The organism is Streptococcus sp. 27098_8_103 (genome assembly GCF_041432345.1).
Classification (GTDB): Bacteria; Bacillota; Bacilli; order Lactobacillales; family Streptococcaceae; genus Streptococcus; species Streptococcus mitis_BV.
This window is the reverse complement of sequence record NZ_JAPVZK010000001.1, coordinates 53,645-75,941: the sequence shown is the minus strand read 5'-3', so window position 1 is coordinate 75,941 and position 22,297 is coordinate 53,645. Positions and strand designations below refer to the sequence as shown.

Sequence of the window (22,297 nt, the reverse complement as noted above, 5' to 3'; positions counted from 1 at the left end):
AAATGGAAACTTACTACAAAGCCATTAACTGGAATGCCATCGAAGATGTCATCGACAAATCAACTTGGGAAAAACTGACGGAGCAATTCTGGCTTGATACACGTATTCCTTTGTCAAATGACTTGGATGACTGGAGAAAGCTATCAAATGTAGAAAAAGACTTGGTTGGAAAAGTCTTTGGTGGTTTAACCCTTCTCGACACTATGCAATCTGAAACTGGGGTTCAAGCCCTTCGCGCAGACATCCGTACACCACATGAGGAAGCTGTTTTCAATAACATCCAATTTATGGAATCTGTCCACGCTAAATCTTACTCATCAATCTTTTCTACCTTGAATACTAAGGCTGAGATTGAAGAAATTTTCGAATGGACCAATACCAATCCTTACCTACAAAAGAAGGCTGAGATCGTCAACGAAATCTACCTAAACGGTAGCCCACTTGAAAAGAAAGTTGCCAGCGTTTTCCTTGAAACCTTCCTCTTCTACTCTGGTTTCTTCACTCCCCTCTACTATCTTGGTAACAATAAACTAGCCAACGTCGCTGAAATCATTAAATTGATCATTCGTGATGAGTCTGTTCACGGAACCTATATCGGATACAAATTCCAACTCGGTTTCAATGAATTGCCTGAAGAAGAGCAAGAAAAACTCAAAGAATGGATGTACGACCTGCTCTACACTCTTTATGAAAATGAAGAAGGCTATACAGAAAGCCTCTATGACGGTGTTGGTTGGACGGAAGAAGTCAAAACCTTCCTTCGCTACAATGCCAACAAGGCACTCATGAACCTGGGACAAGATCCACTCTTCCCAGACTCAGCAGATGATGTCAACCCAATCGTTATGAACGGTATTTCAACAGGAACTTCCAACCACGACTTCTTCTCTCAAGTCGGAAATGGTTACCTCCTTGGTGAAGTTGAAGCCATGCAAGACGATGACTACAACTACGGTTTGGACTAAGGTCATCTATTTTATAAGTGATAACAACATCATGGTTTGTTTAAAACAACCATGATGTTTTTGTTTTTGTTTTCTTTTGTTTTTTAAATTGATTGATTGAATACTTTATGATAAAATAGTAATAGAAATAGAGGTGATAACGATGTTAAAGCAGGAAAAACTAGATAATATTCTAGAAACGGTAAATACAAAGGGAACTATTACTGTAAAAGAAATCATGACTCGCTTAGATGTATCAGATATGACTGCTAGACGCTACTTGCAAGAGTTGGCAGACAAGGATTTACTTGTTCGAGTACACGGGGGAGCTGAGAAAATTCGCACAGGTTCTATTTTAAATAATGAACGTTCCAATATTGAAAAACAAAGCTTACAAATCGCAGAAAAACAAGAAATTAGCCGTTTTGCAGGCCATTTAATTGATGAGGGTGAAACCATTTTTATTGGGCCAGGGACAACCTTGGAATCTTTTGCTCGTGAACTTCCAATTGATAATATTCGTGTTGTAACAAACAGTTTACCAGTCTTTCTCATTCTAAACGAACGAAAACTAACAGATTTGATTTTAATTGGTGGAAACTACCGCTCTATCACTGGAGCCTTTGTCGGAACACTAACCTTGCAAAACCTAGCCAATCTCCAATTTTCTAAAGCTTTCGTTAGCTGTAATGGTATTAAAGACAATGCGATTGCGACCTTTAGTGAAGAGGAAGGTGAATCTCAACGCATCGCCCTCAATAATTCCAATAAAAAATACTTACTAGCTGACCATAGTAAGTTCAATAAATTTGATTTCTATACCTTCTACAATATCTCTGATATTGATACCATCGTTTCAGATTCTAAACTGAGCAAAGAAACGTTTGAACAACTTTCAAAACAAACAAAAATTATTCTTTCTAAACCATAAAACTGAGGATTGATAAAAAATAAAATGCGTCATATCAAGAAAATAAGAATCTTGATATGACGCATTTTTGGATGAAGATTTTTACAAAGAGTTTCCTAGATTCTTTATGATTGTTGAAACGGCATAAAATCTGAATCAAAGGAGATATTATCCCGTTCTTCAGGACTGATAAAACTTAAAAAGATATTTTTAAATTCTTCTAGCTCATAGTCTGAATGGCAAATCCATTCTTTACCGGTAGAGATATACCATTTCCCAAGATTTTTCAGCTCCTCATTAGTCAAACGAGGTATTTGAGAACATTTATCAAAATTGATAATATAAACTTTTTCATAAATTGATTGGATAAAATCTTTGAACATCTTTTGCCTCACTAGAATTCTATATCTAATTACTCATTCTACTAGTCTATAATCTGACTTTCAGCTACTTTCTTGTACCAGTGAGCTGATTTCTTAGGATAACGTTCTTGAGTTTCAAAGTCTACATAAAAGAGACCGTAGCGTTTTTCATAACCGTTTGACCAAGAGAAGACATCCATCAATGACCAGATGAAGTATCCTTTGACGTTTGCACCATCAGCAATCGCATCAGATAAGACCTCTAAGTGTTGTTTGACATAATCAATACGACCATCATCGTAAACAGTGTTATCGACGAACTCATCTTTATAACCAAGTCCATTTTCAGTGATGTAAATCTTCTTGTAGTTAGGATAATCTTTCTTCACACGCATGATTTGGTCATACAAACCCTGAGGGTAGATAATCCAATCCCAGTCTGTACGTGGCACATAATCCGGAGCTACACGACGACCAACACCTTTTATTTGGTATTTAGAACTTCCTTTCTCACCCTTACCATTATGGATAATTTCAGTTTCTCCATCAAAGGCTTCCATCCAGTCACTCATATAGTAATTGATTCCAAGGAAGTCATTCAAGTCTTTTGCGGCTTCTAATGCTGTGAAATCTTCTTCACGAAGATCCAAGCTACCACCATTGACTGATAAGATATGGTTGACGCCTTCCATCGTTTCAGCTGAATAGTGACCTAGATAAGTTGCATCCAAGATAAATTTATTGTGGATGATATCTTCCAACTCAGCTGCACGAACATCTGCTGGATTTTTAGGATCTAAAGGATACTTGGTTGGCAGTGCGTGAACAACACCAATTTCACCTTTATAACCTTTATCTTTATATAGCTTAACTGCACGCGCATGAGAAACCATCATATTGTGGTGCGATTGGAAAACTTTGGCAAGGTCGTACTGAATACCTGGAGGGAATTTTCCAACCAAGTATTGACCATCACCAATTGGCCCAATTTCATTAAAGGTTGTCCAATAGTTTACTTCTGGGAATTCTTCAAAACAGAAGGCAGCGTAGTCTACAAAGTGTTCAATATTTTCACGGTTTAAGAAGTCTCCATTTGAGTGGAGAGCTTCTGGCGTATCAAAGTGATGAAGAGTTACAAAAGGCTCAACATGACGTTTGTGACACTCTGCAAATAGATTATGATAAAATTCAACACCTTTAGCATTTACTTGACCGTAACCAGTCGGGAAAATACGTGACCAGGCAATAGAAATTCGAATACCATTGACACCATACTCTTCTGCTAGCTTGAGGTCAACTGGGTATCGATTGTAAAAATCACTGGCTGGTTCGGCAGTGTACCAGTAGTTATCTTCAAGATACTTATCCCACGCAACTGGTCCTTTACCATCAGTATGTGTAGCACCTTCTGCTTGATAGGCAGCTGTTGCGCCACCGAAAATAAAGTCTTTTGGTAATGTTTTTGTCATTTTTTTCACCTATTTCTTGATTTAAATAAAGTAAAAGTGAGAGGAGAGGAGTCAGTGAGCCATCCTTCTCCATCTCACTTCTTGTACCAAGTCACCGAATTGTAACATGAGGAGGTAAAAACGATAGCTTTTTACCGACGAATTAATAAGGCGATTAGGAAATTTGCCATAGCGATTGCCGTAACGATAGGAGACTATTTCAGAGTCCCTATCGTTAATCGAATTGTGACATGAGAAGGTAAAAACGATAGCTTTTTACCGACGAATTAATAAGGCGATTAGGAAATTCGCCATAGCGATTGCCGTAACGATAGGAGACTATTTCATAGTCCCTATTATTAATCGAATTGTGACATGAGGAGGTAAAAACGATAGCTTTTTACCGACGAATTAACAAGGCGATTAGGAAATTCGCCATAGCGATTGCCGTAACGATAGGAGACTGTTTCACAGTCCCTATCGTTAATCGAATTGAGCTTGTACGAATGCAAGAGCACCTTTTCCATCACGAGTTAATTTGATGTATTGAGCGCCTTCTGTTTTCGCTAGTTTAATACCGAGCTTATCTGTTTCTGCTTTCATGTCTTCAAAGTTTGAAGCAACTTGAGGGGCAAGGATAACAAGATCAAACTCTGGCAACATTTCACGGTGAGCACCATAGCCACCTGCTGCTGCTTTCACAGGAACATTGTATTCTGCAGCTGCCTTATTCAAAGCATTCGCAAGAAGTCCACTTGTCCCTCCACCTGCACAGAGAACGAGGACATTTGTTTCTTCAGTGATTGTATTTTGTGCTGCTTCTACACCAGCTTTTTCAAGAATAGCATCTGCTTTTGCAGTGTTGAAGTTTGCGGCAACTTTTTCTTTCAATTCATCATTAGATTTACCTGAACGCTCTTCTTCAAGAATTTGTTCATCATATACTTTAAGGAATGGATAGTAAATGACTACGTCAACCACGATTAGAAGGGCAGCAAGAATGAATGATAGAACTTGGAAGTTCGTACCAAGAACTAGACCTAGTGGAGCTGGAGTTGTCCATGGTAGATTAGCAGTAAATGAATTCATTCCAAGAGTTTCAATAAAGAATTTGAAGATCCAAACGTTTGCGATTGGAGCAAAGATAAATGGAATGAAGAAGATTGGGTTCAATACAAGAGGTGCACCAAACAAGATTGGTTCGTTTACACCAAAGAAAGTTGGAACTACTGAAGCACGACCGATTGCACGGTTACGTTTTGATTTTGTTAACCACATGAACATGAATGGAACAACCAGTGTCGCACCAGTACCACCCATGGTAACGATAAACATTTGTGTACCAGAAGTAAGAATCTTGTCAGCGTGCATACCTTGTTGGAGAAGGTTCAAGTTTACTTCGGCATTTGCATATGTAATAGCTGCGATAGCAGGCTCAACGATAGATGGACCATGGATACCAACAAACCAGAAGAAGGCAAAGGCACCAAAGATAATGGTGATACCTAGATAACCATCAGCAGCAGAGAATAATGGTGCAAAGAATTTACCGATTGATTCTGCTACACTAGCACCAACAAAATGACGAGCTAGTAAATCAAGAGCATAAAGTGAAACAACTGAGAGAGTGAATGGAATCACATCTTTAAAGACTTGTGAGATATTTGGTGGAACTTCGTCAGGCATGCGAATAGTGACATTGTTCTTAACACAAATCTTATAGATAGCTACGGTAACAAAGGCAGCAAGGAAGGCTGAAAGCAAACCTTTTGTCCCCAAGAATCCAGTAGCTAGACCATTTTCGATAGGATCAGCTGCTAACATCAACAAACCAACAATCGCTGCTAACAGTGTTGACATATAGTTGATTTGATTGGTTTTCTCCATGCTACGGTTTACTGAGTCAGTCAATGACTTAGCTGTTGTACCAGCTACCAAGAGAGCCAGAATACCCATAGAATAGCTATAAGGTTTCATCAGAAAGGCTACAACTTCATCAGACCATTTAAAGCCCCATGAGTTTGGTACAAAGGCAATCAAGATAAAGATACTTGAGAAGAGAATAACAGGCATACCTGCAATGAAACCATCACGAATGGCACGAAGGTAGATATTACGAGATAGTTTCTCAAAGAAAGGCTTTCCTTTCTCAATAAATGCAATTAATTTATTCATTACTTAACTCCTCTCTTGTAGAGTTCAATTAAATGGTGCATCAAATCTTTTAATAAGATAGTTGTCATCAAGTGGTCTTGGCCATGCATCATGGTTACACTATAGGCTAAGTCCTCACCTGAAGCTTCCTTAGCCAATAGACTTGTTTGCGCGTGGTGAGCTTCTGCAATGCAAGAACCAGCTTCCTCGACTAAGCTATCTGCTTTCGCAAAATCGCCAGCTTCAGCAGCTTTCAAGGCTTCCAATAGTTTTGAACGAGCATCGCCAGCATAGGCTACGATTTCAAAACCTAACAATGTTACTTCTTCTCTATTCATGATAGAATTCTCCTTAGGTATTTTTAATTAAATTTTTATGACAATAAACGTTGGATATGTAGAACTAGATAAACTCGTTCACTTTTATACAAATCAAGACCCGTATGTTGCGTAATCACATCATAGATCTTGGAACCAATCTCGAACGCTTTTGGATAGGATTGTTTAATATGATCTTCCATATCCAGAAGTGATTGGTTATCATCTCTAGATCTGTCTAAATAATCCAAGAAATAATTCAAATGTATCATAAAACGATCATAGAAATGATTATTCTCTTTGGTTCGTTGAATTGCATAGTCCGTTAAAACTTCTTCAACATTCCTGAGAATTTCTTTCCTCTTATCAATCGACTCCACAAGTTCCACTTCATTTTCACCTTCGGCATTAATGAAATGATAAGCAATCCGAATAATTTCGTCCTCAGGAAAATGATCTGCTAGCTTCTGACGATAAATTCCAAAAGCCTCATTTGCAATTTGAAAAGCGACAGGATACTTGGTAGAAATATCTGGCAGATTACTATCCTTGTACCTTCCTTGTGCTAGAGCTTGGTAAGAACAGTAAATATGATCTGTCAAGGTTACGTAAAGATATTCTTGAATCGGATAATGATATTTCTTTGATAGCTTATCAATGATTTCATAGGTCACTGTGATAAAATCAAGCGGAACATCTTTGAGAAGAGCCATAAAGTTTTCCCTGGACTCTTCTGTCTTCATCCGAAAGATTTTCTCAACCTGATGTTCAGAAATCAAATCTCCCTTCTTCTTTCCAAATGCAATCCCCTTACCAATCACAATCACTTCTTCTCCTTTATCATGCCTGACAAGCGAAACATTGTGATTTATTGGATTTAGAATTCGATACATGTCAACCTCCTTTTATATTTTAAAGGTATATGAGTATAAAAAATGACCACAAATGAACTAGAAAATCATCTGATTTCTAATTCACCTGTGATCATGCCTAATATTACTTAGTAACACTCACCTTGTATTAACTTGTGATTTAAGTATAGCACAAGTAGGTTGTTTTGTAAACCTTTACATGAAACTTTTTTTAAAATTTTTTTAGATTCATGTTCCTAACCTAGGAGGACTTGCTTATACGCGCTCTTTCCATGAAGTTGCTGTTGTTTGAAGAACTTTATTGAGTTCGTCAATGTTTTCAAAACCAGTTGTGCGTAGCCATTCGCGAGCTGCTGCTTCACCATCTTTGATGTAAGCTTCAACTGATCCAGCCCAAGTTGCACGGCCACAAAGAACTCCATTGAAGTTTGCACCTGATTCATGGGCAAATACAAGAGTATCTTGGAAGAGTTTAGCTGATACACCAGCACTCAAGTAGATGTATGGCAAGTTAGTTGCTTCATCTTGTGCTTTGAAGAAGGCTGCTGCTTCTTCACGTGTATAAACCACTTCACCTTCAGCGAAGCCTTCAACATATTTAATGTTAACAGGAACTTCTACTTTCAAGACATCAATGTTAAAGCGTGGGTCTGAAAAGACTTTCATAGCACCGATAACTTTGTGTGGTTTTACTTTCGCGTATTCTACAGAACCTGCGTCAGCAATTTTTTCATCGTAAGCAAGAATTTCAAGGAAGAATGGGATATCTTCAGCCACACACTCAGAACCGATACGTTCGATGTAAGCTTGTTTTTCTTGGTTAAGTTCGTCTGAGCTATCTACATCATAGTAAAGCAAGAATTTAACTGCATCTGCACCTTCTTCTTTAATACGTTTTGCAGACCAAACATCCAAGCAGTCTGGCAAGCGTTTTGTGCTTGTTGTATCATAACCTGTTTTTTCATAAGCAAGAAGGAGACCAGCTTTTTCATCAAGAGCTTTTGTTGCTGGAAGTCCATATTCAGGATCAAGAAGCATAGATGAAGCGTATTTAGTCAATTCATCCGCTACCAAAACTTTAAGTTCTTCCATTTGAGCCACTGTTGGTTCTTCTGTTTGGTGTTGAGCCATGAGGCGTTTCAAAGCACCGCGTTGGTCAAATGCAAGAGCTGAGATGATACCATTTTCATCAGAAAGTTTTTCTAAGCGTGCACGTTTTTGTTCTGTTAAAGCCATTTTATACCTCTTTTACTATTAATTGATCATATAGAGCTTGATAGTTGGCCATGTTGATATGACCAGTCATTTTTTCTTGAGCATTGAGCATACCAAGGACATTTGCCTTGATGAGTAATTCTGCATCCGATTCTTTGTGAAGAAGTCCTGAAGAAATTCCTGCTACAGTAGAATCTCCAGATCCGACAGGGTTGACTACCTGAATTCTAGGAATATCTACCTTGTAGAAAGTATCGCCATGTTTGGCAAAAGCACCATTGGCACCAAGTGAAACGATAATCCATTCAATACCTGCAAACAAAGGTTCTTGAAGTACTTCTTTTAATTCATGCAAATCCTCAGAAACTTCTCTTCCAAGAAGCTGAGATAATTCCTCATTATTTGGTTTGATGACTGTTGGTTTATGTGGTGATTCAAGAACCGCCTGAAGTGCTGCACCAGAGCAATCCAAAACAACAGGTTTGCCAGCTTGATTAGCAAGTTCTACCAAGCTCGCATAGTAATCAACTGGAAGGCCAGCTGGCAGACTGCCTGAGATAGCTACTACTTCAACTGACTCTAGGAGATTTTTGAAATGTTCCAAAAAGTCTTGACCTTCCTGTTCCAATACTACAGGACCTTTTTCAAGAACTTCTGTTTGGTTGTCTCCGTGAAGAATAGCGATACAGTTACGAGTTTCTCCCTGAATTGAGAAGAAATCTTTCTTTACTTGATTATCGATATGTTCAACCAAAAACTCACCAAGTTTGCCACCCACTAAACCAGTAGCAAGAACAGAATCCCCAAATTCTGAAAGTACTCGGGTAACATTGAGTCCCTTACCACCAGCCGTTTTGGTTACATCCACCACACGATTGACAGTATCAATCTTCAACTCATCCAAGGGATAGGAAATATCAATGGATGGGTTCATTGTGACTGTTAAAATCATAGGTTACCTCTTAGTCGTGGTATTCTCCGCGATCCCATTTTTCAAGGAATTCAGTGAAGAAGTTTGCGTCTGTTTGTTGAGCATTGTGACTTTCAAGGTGTTCAATTTTCGCAATCAATTTCTTGTTTTCTTCAGATGGTTTGTATTCAGCATGGATGAAAGCTTCGATGATATCACACATGAGCAATTCACCAGTAATCTTACCACCAAAACCGATAACGTTGGCGTTCAATTGTTCTTTAGCATAAAGGGCTGTTGTCATATCACGAACCAAGGCAGAACGGACACCTGGAACTTTATTCACAGCGTTGTTGATACCAACACCAGTACCACAAATACATACCCCAAGATCAGCTTGACCGCTAGTTACAGCTTCCCCTACTTTTTTACCAAAGATTGGGTAGTGAGTACGTGTATGGTCATATGTACCAAAGTCAATGACTTCATATCCTTTTGATTTCAAAAATTCTGAAACCGCCATTTTTTCATCTGTTACGATGTGGTCACATCCAATTGCAATTCTCATTAGTTATTCCCTCCGATTAATTATATAAATCTAATATCATTTATCCCTACTCAAGAAAAATCAAGATTAGCTTAGGAAGCGAGCTGCAAGCATAACTGAGGTTAGCTAAAGTGAGCTGACAACAGATTATCTTGATTTTTGAAGAGTATTAGCACATTTTGTTCAACATATCAACACGAATTTGGTGACGTCCACCATCGTATTTACCGTTAACAAATCCTTTAGCGATGTTTTTAGCCAATTCATCACCAACAAGTTGTGCACCCATAGTGATCATACGTGAGTTGTTGTGACCACGAGTCATATAAGCTGAACGTTCGTCAGATACTTCTGCAGCAACCATTCCTTTGATCTTAGTTGCGACCATAAATGGACCAGCTCCATAAGCATCAATCACGATACCAAGGTTTTGTTCTTCTTTGTTTACTTCTGCAGCAACAGCAAGAGTCACATCAACAAAGTCTTGACCTTCAGCTGTAACATCCACAACGTGGAAGTTTTCTTTTTCCAAGAAGTCTTTCACAACTTCTTTCAATCTCAAACCTGCAGCATCTGCACCGATAACAATAGACATATTGTATACTCCTTTTATTTTTCTAGGCTAGTAAAACCTTTTATAGTTAACAGTTTACCTACAAAAGCTTTCTAGCAGTTTATTGACAAATTGGATTGAATGAGATGAATGACACCTTATTCAAGTTTAGGAAATCAGTTTCCTAGAAATAATCTTTCTCCACGAAAGAGAATATAACAAGTGATTGTTTGTTTGTGACAAACATCATTTGTTGCTTACAAACATAATATACTCCTATTTCTTAAAAAAGTCAACAATTAATGTTTGTTTTTGTGTTTTTTTAATTAAAAAATTTCGATATCAAAACCAATTTGATCTACTTGAGCAGGTTCTAGGAGACGAACATTCTTCTTATCTTCTAGATGATCTCCTTCTTCAAGGGATGTTGACAAGCCAGACCATGGTTCAAAAGCAATGAAAGGTCCTTTATTCAAAGTTGACCATATAATGAGGTTTGGAAACTCTGCAAAACGAACTTTCAATCCCTTATCATGTTTACGAGAACGAAGGGCAATTGTTCTAGATTGCAATTCATCTAAGGTGACTGCATCAGTGCTGAAAAGATCATAGCTGAGGTCTAATTCTTTTTGACCTTCTAGCCATGGACTTCTATCTTGAAAATCAAGCATACCTGTTTCTGGGAAAGGACGTGGAACAGAGCAAGTCTCTTCTTTTTCAAACTCTAGATAATAATCTTCATAGACTTCATCATCAAGCAGAGGACAATTAAATCCTGGATGTCCACCAATAAAGTAAGGCATGACCTTGCTAATTTCTTTATTAAATATTTTGTATTGAGTCCGTACTGTCTTTCCAGTAAGGATATAAGTGATTTCTAAGCGGAAATGATAAGGGTAGTTCTGATAGCTATTCTCATCGTCTTCAATTGCAAAAGTTACACTATTATCTGTCTGTTCAACTAATTCAAATTCTTTCTTACGAACCAAACCATGACGAGGAATCTTTCCTTTGATTTCTTGTCCATTATCATCTATATAAAGTGCTGTATCCTCTCTCAATGAACCACAAATGGGGAAGAGAACAGGAGCTTGTCCACTCCAATAAGTAGCATCTCCTTGCCACAAATACTCAACTCCCTCGGCATCTTTTATAGAAGAAAGAGCCCCACCAAAACTGTTAAATTGAACTCTTAATTGTTCTGATTTTAATTCAATTACCATTATTTTCTCCGATTTCTTGATAGTTTATAAAAAACTAGGCTGTCACTCCTAATGGTATGACAACCTAGTTTCAACAATTTACATTTTATAGGAGCTCATTATTTTGCTTTTGCTGCGTACTCTTCGTTACGTTTGATCATTTGTTTTCTGTACCATGCAAAGATACCGATATAGAATACAAGGAAGACTACAGCACCAAGGATTGCTTTGATATCACCTGTTGTAGTGTTACCAATTGTCCAACCAAGAAGTTTTTCGATTGGTCCTTCAAGAGTTGAGTGAGTGATCAATTGAGTTTCGCTCACACCTGCTGGGAAGGCACCTACACCTTTAGCAAGTTCTGTTGCAAATGGTGCGATAAGTGTACCTGAAAGAAGGAAGAGTGGCAACAAGAGTGTTCCGAAGATAATCATACGGAGCAATTTACCACGTGTTACAACCAAGAGAGCTGGAGTAACACCCATAGCGATGATACCTGCAAGTGGCAAGATACCATTTCCGACTTTTGAAAGAAGCACAGCTTCGATCAACATGATTGGTGCAAGTACGTTGGCACAAGCCCAGATTTCAGCACGACCAGCGATGAATGGCCAGTCAAGACCGATATTAAATTTACGTCCTTGAAGACGTTTAGTAGCAACGTTTGTAATACCTTGTGAAAGTGGTTCTACGGCAGCGATGAACCATGAACCGATGAGTGAGAAGAGTTCCAAAGATACACCGGCAGTCAAACCAAGAGACAACCATCCTTTGATAACAAGACGCCATTTATCTGCATCTGCAACCCCTTCAATTGGATGTGGAGTTCCCATAATACCGATAACGATACCAAGAATGAAACCGATGAAGAATTTAGATCCCCAGAAACCGATTTTCTTGTTCAATTTAGCAGCATCAAAGTCATATTTATCAAGACCTGGGAAGAATTTTTCAAAAATCTTATCCAAAACCATGATAACTGGGTTCATCATGTAGTTCATGTGAGTTGAAGTCATTGGAGATGAACTTGGTGCATTAAGAAGGTCATCAAATGTAGGTTTCATCAAGTCAGAGTTGATGATTTTGAGAACCCCAACAAGTACAATAGCTGCTGTAGCAATCAATAGTGAAACCCCTTGGCTCACACCGTTGTTGTCTGCATACCATTTAATCAAAAGACCTGTGATAGACAAGTGCCAGATATCAAAGATATCAACGTCAAGTGTATCAGTTTTCTTCATAGCTAGCATCACTATGTTGACAATCAACATGATGAGCAAGAAGTATAGTGTCCAAGCAGATCCCCAAGTGATTGTTGCAAGTGGTGCCCAACCAACGTCAGTGATACTCAATTGGATACCAGTGTTTTCAACGAATTTTGCTAGTGATGCTGAGAAAGCAGTGTTTAGCATACCGATGATGGCACCGATACCTGTAAGAGCGATGGCAAGTTTGATACCACCTTCAAGCGCTTTGGAGAATTTCACTCCAAAAAGTAGAGCCAATATTGTCAAAATGATTAACATGATGACAGGACCACCCATATCTAAGACGGGTGTAAAGACCTTTTTGATTAGGTCAAAGATTGCATCCATAACAGTTCCTCCCTTTTTATGTTATATGAATGTTAACAAATTAGAATTAGCTTAATCCGTGTTCTTTAATAGCTGCTTCAATATTGTCAAATACTGGAGCACTCATAGCTGGGATACGGAATAAGATTGGTCCAGCTTCGATAACTGGAATACCTGGATCAAAACCAAGATCTGTCGCAGCAATTGGTGTGAAGATGTCATAACCTTTGATAAGATCTTCGTTAACGTCTTTGACCATGACTGCATCACAGTGAACATCAAAACCGCGGTTTGAAAGTTCTTCTTCAAGAGCACTTTTAATTTGGTGGCTTGAGTTAACACCTGCACCGCAGGCAGCAAGAATTTTAATCATATGGATTTCCTCCGATTTAATATTTTTAATAGACAAGATTAAGCAATTGCTTCAGCAATATAAGCATAGAGGGCTTCTGGTTCAGAAATTTTTGATAGGTCTTCAAGATGACCATTTCCAGTAAAGAAGTCCATCAACTGAGCAAGAATGTTCGTTTGGCTTGAACTTGAGTTATTAATGATAAAGAAGAGTAAGGATACTTCTACTTCCTTATCTGGCGCAATCATATTGTGGAAAGTCACTGGTTTTTCTAATCGAACGACCACAACTTTTTCGGCTAGATTATGAACAATATCTGTGTGAGGAATAGCCACATTCGGCAAATCCTTACCCAAAAATTCCATATCTAGGCCAGTTGGAAATGACTTTTCACGCGTGATCAAGGCTTCACGATAGGTTGGAGTTACGATTTCTCGTTCTTCCAATAAAGTTGCAACCTGATCAAAGAGATGTTCTTGATTATCCGCTTCTAAGCAAAACACAAGGTTTTTGTCAAAGAAATGATCTAATCCCATAAGGTTTTCCCTTCTTTCCATTAACTTTATGCTATAAGTATAACACTATATGAAATCGTTGTCAATAATTTTCTGTTGTTTTTTGTCTCTTTTTTAATATTTTTGTTTCTTTTGTAATTTGTTGCATAAAAACAAACACATAAACAAACATTTTAAACGTTTTTTCTATTCTAGAAACTAAAAAAGCAGACCATCTAAGTCTGCTTAACTATTGATTCTTATACAAATTTCCTATGAAGAAGGAAAAACAATTATGACAACTTATACTAAATGAAAATCAAAGAGCAAACTAGGAAGCTAGCCGCAGGTTGCTCAAAACACTGTTTTGAGGTTGTAGATAAGACTGACGAAGTCAGCTCAAAACACTGTTTTGAGGTTGTAAATAAGACTGACGAAGTCAGTTACATATATCTACGGCAAGGCATCGCTGATGTAGTTTGAAGAGATTTTCGAAGAGTATTACTCTTCATCCATGCTCAAGACGCTAAGGAAGGCTTCTTGTGGAACTTCTACTGATCCGATAGCTTTCATGCGTTTCTTACCAGCTTTTTGTTTTTCAAGGAGTTTGCGTTTACGAGAAACGTCACCACCGTAACACTTGGCAAGTACGTTCTTACGAAGGGCCTTGATATCAGTACGAGCGACAATCTTGTGTCCAATTGCTGCTTGGATAGGAACCTCAAATTGTTGGCGAGGGATGATCTTCTTGAGCTTATCAACGATGAGTTTCCCACGTTCGTAGGCAAAATCCTTGTGAACGATAAAGCTGAGGGCATCCACCTTGTCTCCGTTGAGAAGGATATCCATTTTCACTAGCTTAGATGGGCGGTACTCTGACAATTCATAGTCAAAGCTTGCATAACCGCGAGTTGAAGACTTAAGCTTATCAAAGAAGTCAAAGACGATTTCAGCCAGTGGAATTTGATAGATAACATTGACACGGTTATCATCGATATAATCCATAGTCACAAAGTCCCCACGCTTGCGCTGAGCTAGCTCCATCACTGCTCCGACGAACTCCTGTGGTACCATGATCTGCGCCTTAACATAAGGCTCTTCAATGGTCGCAATCTTAGTTGGGTCTGGAAACTCAGATGGGTTAGACACATCCATAGACTCACCGTCGGTCAAATTAACTTTGTAAATAACAGACGGAGCTGTCATGATGAGGTCAATATTGAACTCACGCTCTAAACGTTCCTGGATAACATCCATATGAAGAAGTCCAAGGAAACCACAACGGAAACCAAATCCAAGTGCCTGAGATGTTTCTGGTTCAAATTGGAGACTAGCATCATTCAGCTGCAATTTTTCAAGCGCTTCACGTAGGTCATTGTACTTGTTTGATTCGATTGGATAGAGACCCGCAAAAACCATAGGATTCATCTGTTTGTAACCATGTAATGGCTCTGCTGCAGGATTGGTTGCCAAGGTAACGGTATCACCCACACGAGTGTCCTGAACCGTCTTGATAGAAGCTGCAATATAACCAACGTCCCCAGTCGCAAGGAAATCACGACCAACTGCTTTCGGAGTAAAAATACCAACTTCCGTAACATCAAAGGTCTTGCCATTGCTCATGAGCTGAATCTTATCACCAGGTTTAACAACTCCATCCATGACACGCACTTGGAGAATAACCCCACGGTATGCATCGTAAACAGAGTCGAAAATCAAAGCCTTAAGAGGCGACGTCACATCACCCGTTGGTGCTGGTACTTTTTCTACGATTTGCTCGAGGATTTCTTCGATACCGATACCAGCCTTGGCAGAAGCCAAAACTGCTTCACTGGCATCCAAACCAATCACATCTTCAATCTCTGTACGCACGCGCTCTGGATCTGCAGCTGGTAGGTCAATTTTATTAATGACTGGCATGATTTCCAAATCATTGTCCAAGGCTAGATAAACGTTGGCAAGGGTTTGAGCCTCAATACCTTGAGCGGCATCGACCACCAAAATAGCACCCTCACAAGCAGCTAGCGAACGTGAAACTTCATAAGTGAAGTCAACGTGCCCCGGCGTGTCAATCAAGTGAAAAATATAAGTTTCCCCATCTTTAGCAGTATAATTCAGCTCGATGGCATTCAACTTAATGGTAATCCCACGTTCTCGCTCTAAATCCATGCTATCCAAAAGCTGTGCTTGCATTTCACGGCTTGAAACGGTCTCTGTCTTTTCCAAAATGCGGTCTGCTAGAGTCGACTTTCCGTGGTCAATATGGGCGATAATAGAGAAGTTCCGGATCTTCTCCTGTCGTTTTTTCAATTCTTCTAAGTTCATGATTCTCTTCCTTTCAGGGTATCTATTTATTATAAATTGTTTTTGACTTTTTGACAAGACCATACCCTGCTAGGAGTACTAATCTTCAGCAACAAAGCCGTCATTTTCGATAAAGTGGTGTTCTGTCATTCCTTGGTCTGTAAAGACAATCCCGTGAAGGACACCACCATAGACAGCTCCTCCATCCATTCCAACCTTGCCATCTTCTGTAGTCCAAAGCTCAGCTGTACCTCGTTCTTGCTTTAACAAACCATAGACCGGTGTATGGCCAAAGACAATGATTTTTCCAGTATGATTTTCTGCTTCGTGGAATGGTTTTCTAAGCCATACTTTCTTGTAATCTGTGGTTTCATGCCAGTCGTCTAAGGTCAAATCAATACCTGCGTGCACAAAGATATACTTGTCTGTCTCTACCACAAATGGCATTTGACGAATAAATTCGACCAAGTCTGCTGCTTCAGTAGCAACACGCTTGGCATCCTCAACTCCATCAACCGGTGCATCCAAAGGACGACCTAGGATAGAGTTAATGGTTGTATCTCCACCATTGCGACGATAGTGATCATAGCTTTCTTCTGGATCATCTAGCCATGTCAAAAACATATACTCATGATTTCCTGACAAACAGATAGCCCCTTGATTATCCACTAAGTCCTTAACCATCTCTAGAACACGGCGACTATCTTCACCACGGTCAATCAAATCCCCTAGAAAGAGTAACTGGGTCTGACCATCCCATGTTTTGAGAAGGTCTTCCAGCATCCCAGCTTTTCCGTGAACATCTCCAATTACATAATAGTCTGTCATCTTATTTCTCCCTGTTTCTCAACAATTCTCTGGCTTGCGTCAGGGCTGCTTCCGTCACATCATCACCTGCCAACATCTTAGCAACTTCTTCCACTCGCTCTTCAACCGTCAAGAGACGAACAGTCGAAACCGTTGAATGCTCATTGCTAATCTTCTCAATAAAGAATTGATAATCCGCAATCGCAATCACTTGTGGCAAATGGGAAATAGCCAGAACCTGACCATGCTGACCAATTTTATGAATTTTCTGTGCAATAGCCTGAGCTACACGACCTGAAACTCCCGTATCCACCTCATCAAAGACAATGCTGGTCTTGCCTTCTTTACGTGAAAAGGCAGACTTAATGGCTAGCATGAGACGAGATAATTCCCCACCAGATGCAACCTTAACCAAGGGTTTAAAATCTTCGCCAGGGTTGGTTGAAATATAAAACTCAACCATTTCATTTCCCTCACGACTGAATTTGCCCTTGCTAAAACGAACCTGAAACTGAGCTTTTTCCATATAGAGGTCTTGCAGTTCTTGTTTAATCTCTGCTTCTAGCTGCTGAGCCAAGTCATGACGAGCAGAGGCAAGCTGACCTGCCAAATCAACAAGATTGACTTCCAATTTCTTAAGCTCTGCTTCCATGTCCTCAGACGAAAGGTTATTGCCTGTCAATAGATTGTATTCATCCGTAATCTTGGCAAAATAAAGCAAGACATCGTCTACAGTCCCGCCATATTTACGAGTAATGGTATGAAGGAGGTCCAAACGATTCTCAACCTGCATGAGACGATTGCCATCAAAATCAAGGTCCTCAATAATAGCTTCCAGACGTTTGCTAATGTCTTCTAAGACATAGTAGGTCTCAGACAGAGAGCTTGAAATTTCACGGTATTCAGGATCATACTCTTCGACGCTTTCCATGTCATTCATGGCTGAACGAACATTGGCCAGACTTGAAAAATCTTCATTGTCCAACATACTGTAGGCATTGGTCAGCGTATCCGCAATATTTTTATGGTTTAGAAGTTTATCTCGCTCTTGGTTAAGAGCCAGGTCTTCTCCAGCCTGCAAGTTTGCTGCCTCAATCTCTGCCATTTGAAATTCCAACATTTCAATACGAGCCTTGTGTTCCTGTTGGTTTTTCTTGACTTCCAGAACCTGCTTACGCATTTTACGGTAGGCATCAAAAATCGTTTGATAGGTTTCTTTCAAGTCCCAAAAAGCTGCATCGCCAAATTCATCCAACATCTGGATATGAAGTTGAGGACGCATTAACTCTTCTTGGTCATGCTGACCATGAATATCCACCAAATGTTGCCCAATAGCACGCAAAACAGACAGATTGACCATCTGGCCATTCACGCGACTGATACTACGACCATTTTGCAGAATTTCCCGACGGATGATAATTTCATCCCCCATTTCTAAACCTTGCTCATCAAAAATTTCCTGCAAAAGGCGACTATTCTCAACTGAGAAAAGCCCCTCAATCTCTGCCTTTGGCGCACCATGACGAATAACATCTGTCGTCGCACGAGCTCCCAACATCATATTCATGGCATCAATGATAATCGACTTCCCTGCACCCGTTTCACCAGTCAGGACAGTCATCCCCTTTTCAAAATTGAGGGAAATAGCCTCAATAATGGCAAAGTTTTTTATCGAAATTTCAAGTAACATATAGACCTACCAATTTTTTACTTGTTCAAAGATTTCCTCAGCTAGACTTTCACTTCTGGCAATGACTAAAATCGAGCTATCATCAGCTAAACAGCTGAAAATCTTATCCGCAAAAGTCTCGATTAATTGAGCTTTTACAAAAGCTGTATTTCCTGGAATGACTTGGAGATTGATCATCTTGTCCATCAATTCTGCAGACTCAATATTATCTTCAGCCAGTTGCAAACTTTTTACGATTGATTTTGGCAATTCATAGACATAAGTATTGTCTCTCAAAGGAATTTTGACAATCCCTAGTTCTTTGATATCTCGTGATACCGTTGCCTGAGTGGCAGTGATGCCTGCCTCTTTCAAATGTTCTACGATTTCTTCTTGCGTGCCGATTTGATAATCTGTCACAAATCGTCTAATTTTTTCAAGTCTCTCTTTTTTATTCATTTTTAAATTGACTATGCGCCCTCTCTACTACTTCTTCAATCTCAGCAAGAACCTGATTGCTTGCTGACTCTTCTTTTTTCAAATACGCTAAAAACTCAATATTTCCATGACCACCTTGGATGGGAGAAAAATCCAAACCAAGGACTGAAAAACCTTCCTCTACTGCCATAGATGTGACAGATTCAAGGACATGTTGATGGACCTTGGCATCGCGAATGATTCCATTTTTCCCAATCTGCTCACGTCCTGCTTCAAACTGAGGCTTAACTAGAGCCACGACCTGACCTTGATCTGCCAAGACACGGTGCAAGGCTGGCAGAATCAGACTGAGGGAAATGAAACTCACATCAATACTGGCAAAGCTCGGTTCCTTTTCGAAATCAGTCTTTTCAGCATAGCGGAAATTGAATTGCTCCATACTGACAACCCGCGGGTCTTGGCGTAATTTCCAAGCCAACTGATTGGTGCCGACATCGACTGCAAAGACTAACTCAGCACCATTCTGTAACATGACGTCGGTAAAACCTCCAGTAGAGGCTCCAATATCAATCGTTGTCGCCCCATCAACTGACAAATCAAAGATCTGCAAGGCTTTTTCCAATTTCAAGCCACCACGGCTGACATACTTGAGTTTTTCACCCTTAAGTTTTAGCTCGGTGTCGTCTGGGATTTTCTCTCCTGGTTTGTCAAAACGTTCTCCATTAAGGACTGCTACGACTAGACCAGCCATAACACCGCGCTTGGCCTGCTCTCTCGTTTCAAACAAGCCCTGTTTATAAGCTAGTACATCCACTCTTTCCTTAGCCATTGATTCTCAAACTTTCTACTACACTTACAATCGATCCTATATCAAAAGGGACCTGCTGGGCAATTTCTTCTAATTTGGCATTAGCTTGATCCAGAGTTTGGTTACAAAAGGCAATAGCCTCTTCCAAGCCCAACAAGGCTGGATAGGTTGACTTTTCTGCCTGCAAGTCCTTTTGTGGTGTCTTGCCGATTTCCTCAAAACTAGCTGTCACATCCAACACATCGTCTCTGACCTGAAAAGCAAGCCCAATCAATTCACCTACAGTTTTCAGCTTTGCCTGCATCTCAGGTGCCAATTCGGCTATAATAGCAGCTGCTTGGAAGGGATAAGCTAATAGTTTTCCAGTCTTATTAGCATGAATGGTCTGGAGTTCTTCTAAAGACAAATGCTGGTGTTCGCCTTCCATATCCAAAACTTGCCCTGCAACCATTCCCAGACTACCTGAAGCAAAGGATAAGTTAGCAATCAAGTCCACCTTGATCTGACTTGGCAAATCTGCCTGCGCTATCAAGGCATAAGGATCTAGGAACAAGGCATCTCCAGCCAAAATGGCCATAGCTTCACCGAATTTCTTATGGTTGGTCAAACGCCCTCGACGATAATCATCATCATCCATGGCAGGAAGATCATCGTGAATCAAGCTCCCTGTATGAATCATCTCCAAAGCCGCAGCCACCTGCGCATGTGCTGGTTTAATAGCCACCTGCAAGGCTTCCAAAACTTCTAACAAGAGAAAAGGACGAATACGCTTGCCACCAGCATGAATGGAATAGAGAACAGACTCTCGCAAACTAGAGGCAAACTGCTGGTCTCCATAAAAGTCTTCCAAGGCCGACTCGACAAGAGCTAATTTTTCTTGCTTTTTCATTCAAAATCACTTTCTGTTCCATCTTCTTGCATGACCTTAACTAAGGTCTTTTCAGCCTTGTCCAGCGTCGCTTGGAGTTCTTTTGACAAGACCATACCCTTTTGAAAGGCAGCAATCGCATCTTCCAGAGCAATTTCACCATTTTCCAAACTTTGAACAATGGTCTCCAGTTCTGCTAGATTTTCCTCAAATTTCTTTTGTTTTGACATCTTTAACCTCTAATTCTACTCGACCATCTCGCATCAAAAGCGTCACTTGGTCTTTTTTCTTCAAACTCTCAACCGAATCTACAACGGACTCTTCTTTTTTGACAATAGCATAACCACGCGCCACAATTCGACTGGTATCCAACATCAGCAAGGCTTCCGAAAGTCGCTTCACTTCAGCAACCTTGGCATCATAAACCAGCGCCATTTGGCTACGGAGGAGCTTATCCAACTGGCCTAGACGGTCTTGATAACGTTGGATTTTGGTAACAGGTGATAATTGCACCAGTTGATGCGTCCTTGCTTGTACTAATTGGTTGCTATCAGAAATTCTTGTTCGTAAACTTTGTTTTAAGCGCAGTTGCAGTTGATCCAAGCGTTGCAAATAGCCATCATACAAACGTTCTGGTTGTCTAAAGATAACAGACTGACTGCATTTTTTCAAAGCTTCTTGTTTCTTAGATAGCACATTTCGAACTACCGTTGCCATCCGTTTTTCCTGATTTTGCAAATGAGCCAATACATCCAACTTGGTCACAGGTGTTGCTAGTTCAGCAGCAGCTGTTGGCGTTGCAGCTCGTCGATCTGCAACAAAATCCGCCAAGGTCACATCTGTCTCATGCCCAACACTAGAAATAATTGGCAAACGAGATTCAAAAATGGCTCGTACCACAATTTCTTCGTTAAAGGCCCAGAGATCCTCTATGGAACCACCACCACGACCAATAATCAGCAAATCCAAATCGTCACGCTGATTAGCACGCGCAATATTCCTTGCTATTTCCTCTGCTGCTCCATCTCCTTGAACCTTGGTCGGATAAAGAAGGATGTCAACACCTGGAAATCGCCTGCTGACGGTCGTGATAATATCTCGAATAACGGCTCCACTGCGACTGGTCACTACACCAATTCTCTTAGAAAATTGGGGCAGAGGTTGCTTGAAACGTTCTTGAAACAGGCCTTCTTCTGTCAATTTTTTCTTGAGTTGTTCAAACTGAATCGCAAGCGCCCCAACTCCATCAGGCTCTGCCTTTTCAATGATGATGGAGTAGCTACCACTTGGTTCATAGACCTTCACACGTCCAATCACATTGATTTTCATTCCTTCTTCCAGGTCAAAACCTAATTTCTGATAAATTCCAGACCAGATGGTCGCTTGAATGACTGCATGATCATCTTTTAGGGAGAAATATTGGTGAGTAGGTCGTTTACGAAAATTGGAAACTTGACCAGTTAAATAGACCCGTTCCAAGTAAGGGTCCTTATCGAATTTCATTTTCAGATACTTGGTCAAAGTTGTTACCGATAAATACTTTTCCATC

General features: G+C 39.9%; 23 protein-coding genes. 2 read left to right on the top strand and 21 right to left on the bottom strand.

Annotated elements, in window-relative coordinates; translation table 11 throughout:
* Positions 1-2 precede the first annotated feature (2 nt).
* Positions 3-965: a class 1b ribonucleoside-diphosphate reductase subunit beta gene (gene nrdF, locus O3599_RS00270; RefSeq protein ID WP_000451386.1), complete on the top strand. Its 963-nt coding sequence runs from the start codon at positions 3-5 to the stop codon at positions 963-965.
* A 142-nt stretch (positions 966-1,107) separates the two neighbouring features.
* Positions 1,108-1,875: a DeoR/GlpR family DNA-binding transcription regulator gene (locus O3599_RS00265; protein WP_004262459.1), complete on the top strand. Its 768-nt coding sequence runs from the start codon at positions 1,108-1,110 to the stop codon at positions 1,873-1,875.
* Between the two features lie 104 nt (positions 1,876-1,979).
* Here O3599_RS00265 and O3599_RS00260 read toward each other — a convergent pair whose 3' ends face one another.
* The 21 genes from O3599_RS00260 to xseA all read right to left on the bottom strand — a co-directional run bounded on the left by O3599_RS00260 (position 1,980) and on the right by xseA (position 22,296).
* The gene (locus tag O3599_RS00260; RefSeq protein WP_084819641.1) at positions 1,980-2,237 is read right to left on the bottom strand and encodes a DUF3884 family protein; all 258 of its coding nucleotides are present in this window, start codon (positions 2,235-2,237) and stop codon (positions 1,980-1,982) included.
* A gap of 41 nt (positions 2,238-2,278) precedes the next feature.
* Positions 2,279-3,685: a 6-phospho-beta-galactosidase gene (gene lacG, locus O3599_RS00255; RefSeq protein WP_000169253.1), complete on the bottom strand. Its 1,407-nt coding sequence runs from the start codon at positions 3,683-3,685 to the stop codon at positions 2,279-2,281.
* 462 nt (positions 3,686-4,147) lie between these two features.
* On the bottom strand, positions 4,148-5,839 hold the full coding sequence (locus O3599_RS00250) for a lactose-specific PTS transporter subunit EIIC (RefSeq protein WP_261020176.1): 1,692 nt from the start codon (positions 5,837-5,839) through the stop codon (positions 4,148-4,150).
* On the bottom strand, positions 5,839-6,156 hold the full coding sequence (locus O3599_RS00245; RefSeq protein WP_001078320.1) for a PTS lactose/cellobiose transporter subunit IIA: 318 nt from the start codon (positions 6,154-6,156) through the stop codon (positions 5,839-5,841). Before O3599_RS00245 ends, O3599_RS00250 begins: the two co-directional genes overlap by 1 nt.
* A gap of 35 nt (positions 6,157-6,191) precedes the next feature.
* On the bottom strand, positions 6,192-7,028 hold the full coding sequence (locus O3599_RS00240; RefSeq protein WP_084946569.1) for a PRD domain-containing protein: 837 nt from the start codon (positions 7,026-7,028) through the stop codon (positions 6,192-6,194).
* A 234-nt stretch (positions 7,029-7,262) separates the two neighbouring features.
* Positions 7,263-8,243, bottom strand: coding sequence for a tagatose-bisphosphate aldolase (gene lacD, locus O3599_RS00235; protein WP_001229114.1), 981 nt, complete (start codon positions 8,241-8,243; stop codon positions 7,263-7,265).
* 1 nt (position 8,244) lies between these two features.
* A complete protein-coding gene (locus tag O3599_RS00230; protein WP_084946570.1) occupies positions 8,245-9,174 on the bottom strand; it encodes a tagatose-6-phosphate kinase in 930 nt (309 codons plus the stop codon).
* A 10-nt stretch (positions 9,175-9,184) separates the two neighbouring features.
* Positions 9,185-9,700, bottom strand: a complete 516-nt coding sequence (lacB, locus tag O3599_RS00225; RefSeq protein ID WP_001216910.1) for a galactose-6-phosphate isomerase subunit LacB — start codon at positions 9,698-9,700, stop codon at positions 9,185-9,187.
* Between the two features lie 148 nt (positions 9,701-9,848).
* Positions 9,849-10,274, bottom strand: a complete 426-nt coding sequence (gene lacA / locus O3599_RS00220; RefSeq protein WP_000029277.1) for a galactose-6-phosphate isomerase subunit LacA — start codon at positions 10,272-10,274, stop codon at positions 9,849-9,851.
* A gap of 284 nt (positions 10,275-10,558) precedes the next feature.
* Positions 10,559-11,455, bottom strand: a complete 897-nt coding sequence (locus tag O3599_RS00215; protein ID WP_371511663.1) for an aldose 1-epimerase family protein — start codon at positions 11,453-11,455, stop codon at positions 10,559-10,561.
* Between the two features lie 98 nt (positions 11,456-11,553).
* Positions 11,554-13,029: a PTS galactitol transporter subunit IIC gene (locus O3599_RS00210; protein ID WP_247939206.1), complete on the bottom strand. Its 1,476-nt coding sequence runs from the start codon at positions 13,027-13,029 to the stop codon at positions 11,554-11,556.
* A gap of 46 nt (positions 13,030-13,075) precedes the next feature.
* Entirely contained in the window at positions 13,076-13,381 is a 306-nt protein-coding gene (locus O3599_RS00205; protein ID WP_000590547.1) for a PTS sugar transporter subunit IIB, read from the bottom strand.
* A 38-nt stretch (positions 13,382-13,419) separates the two neighbouring features.
* The gene (locus O3599_RS00200; RefSeq protein WP_000521974.1) at positions 13,420-13,896 is read right to left on the bottom strand and encodes a PTS sugar transporter subunit IIA; all 477 of its coding nucleotides are present in this window, start codon (positions 13,894-13,896) and stop codon (positions 13,420-13,422) included.
* A gap of 459 nt (positions 13,897-14,355) precedes the next feature.
* Complete coding sequence (lepA, locus tag O3599_RS00195; protein WP_084926386.1) at positions 14,356-16,179, bottom strand: translation elongation factor 4; 1,824 nt, start codon at positions 16,177-16,179, stop codon at positions 14,356-14,358.
* Between the two features lie 78 nt (positions 16,180-16,257).
* Complete coding sequence (locus O3599_RS00190) at positions 16,258-16,986, bottom strand: metallophosphoesterase family protein (protein ID WP_371511661.1); 729 nt, start codon at positions 16,984-16,986, stop codon at positions 16,258-16,260.
* Between the two features lies 1 nt (position 16,987).
* Positions 16,988-18,655, bottom strand: a complete 1,668-nt coding sequence (gene recN / locus O3599_RS00185) for a DNA repair protein RecN (protein ID WP_371511660.1) — start codon at positions 18,653-18,655, stop codon at positions 16,988-16,990.
* 6 nt (positions 18,656-18,661) lie between these two features.
* Positions 18,662-19,093, bottom strand: coding sequence for an arginine repressor (locus tag O3599_RS00180; RefSeq protein WP_020900686.1), 432 nt, complete (start codon positions 19,091-19,093; stop codon positions 18,662-18,664).
* Positions 19,086-19,901, bottom strand: coding sequence for a TlyA family RNA methyltransferase (locus O3599_RS00175; protein WP_371511658.1), 816 nt, complete (start codon positions 19,899-19,901; stop codon positions 19,086-19,088). Before O3599_RS00175 ends, O3599_RS00180 begins: the two co-directional genes overlap by 8 nt.
* Positions 19,894-20,769, bottom strand: a complete 876-nt coding sequence (locus tag O3599_RS00170) for a polyprenyl synthetase family protein (RefSeq protein WP_261057531.1) — start codon at positions 20,767-20,769, stop codon at positions 19,894-19,896. The genes O3599_RS00175 and O3599_RS00170 overlap by 8 nt, the downstream gene beginning before the upstream one ends.
* Positions 20,766-20,978, bottom strand: coding sequence for an exodeoxyribonuclease VII small subunit (locus O3599_RS00165; protein WP_000043226.1), 213 nt, complete (start codon positions 20,976-20,978; stop codon positions 20,766-20,768). The genes O3599_RS00170 and O3599_RS00165 overlap by 4 nt, the downstream gene beginning before the upstream one ends.
* Positions 20,956-22,296 carry an exodeoxyribonuclease VII large subunit gene (gene xseA / locus O3599_RS00160; RefSeq protein ID WP_371511656.1) on the bottom strand — a complete coding sequence of 447 codons (1,341 nt, stop codon included), beginning with the start codon at positions 22,294-22,296 and terminating at the stop codon, positions 20,956-20,958. Before xseA ends, O3599_RS00165 begins: the two co-directional genes overlap by 23 nt.
* Position 22,297: the final 1 nt, after the last annotated feature.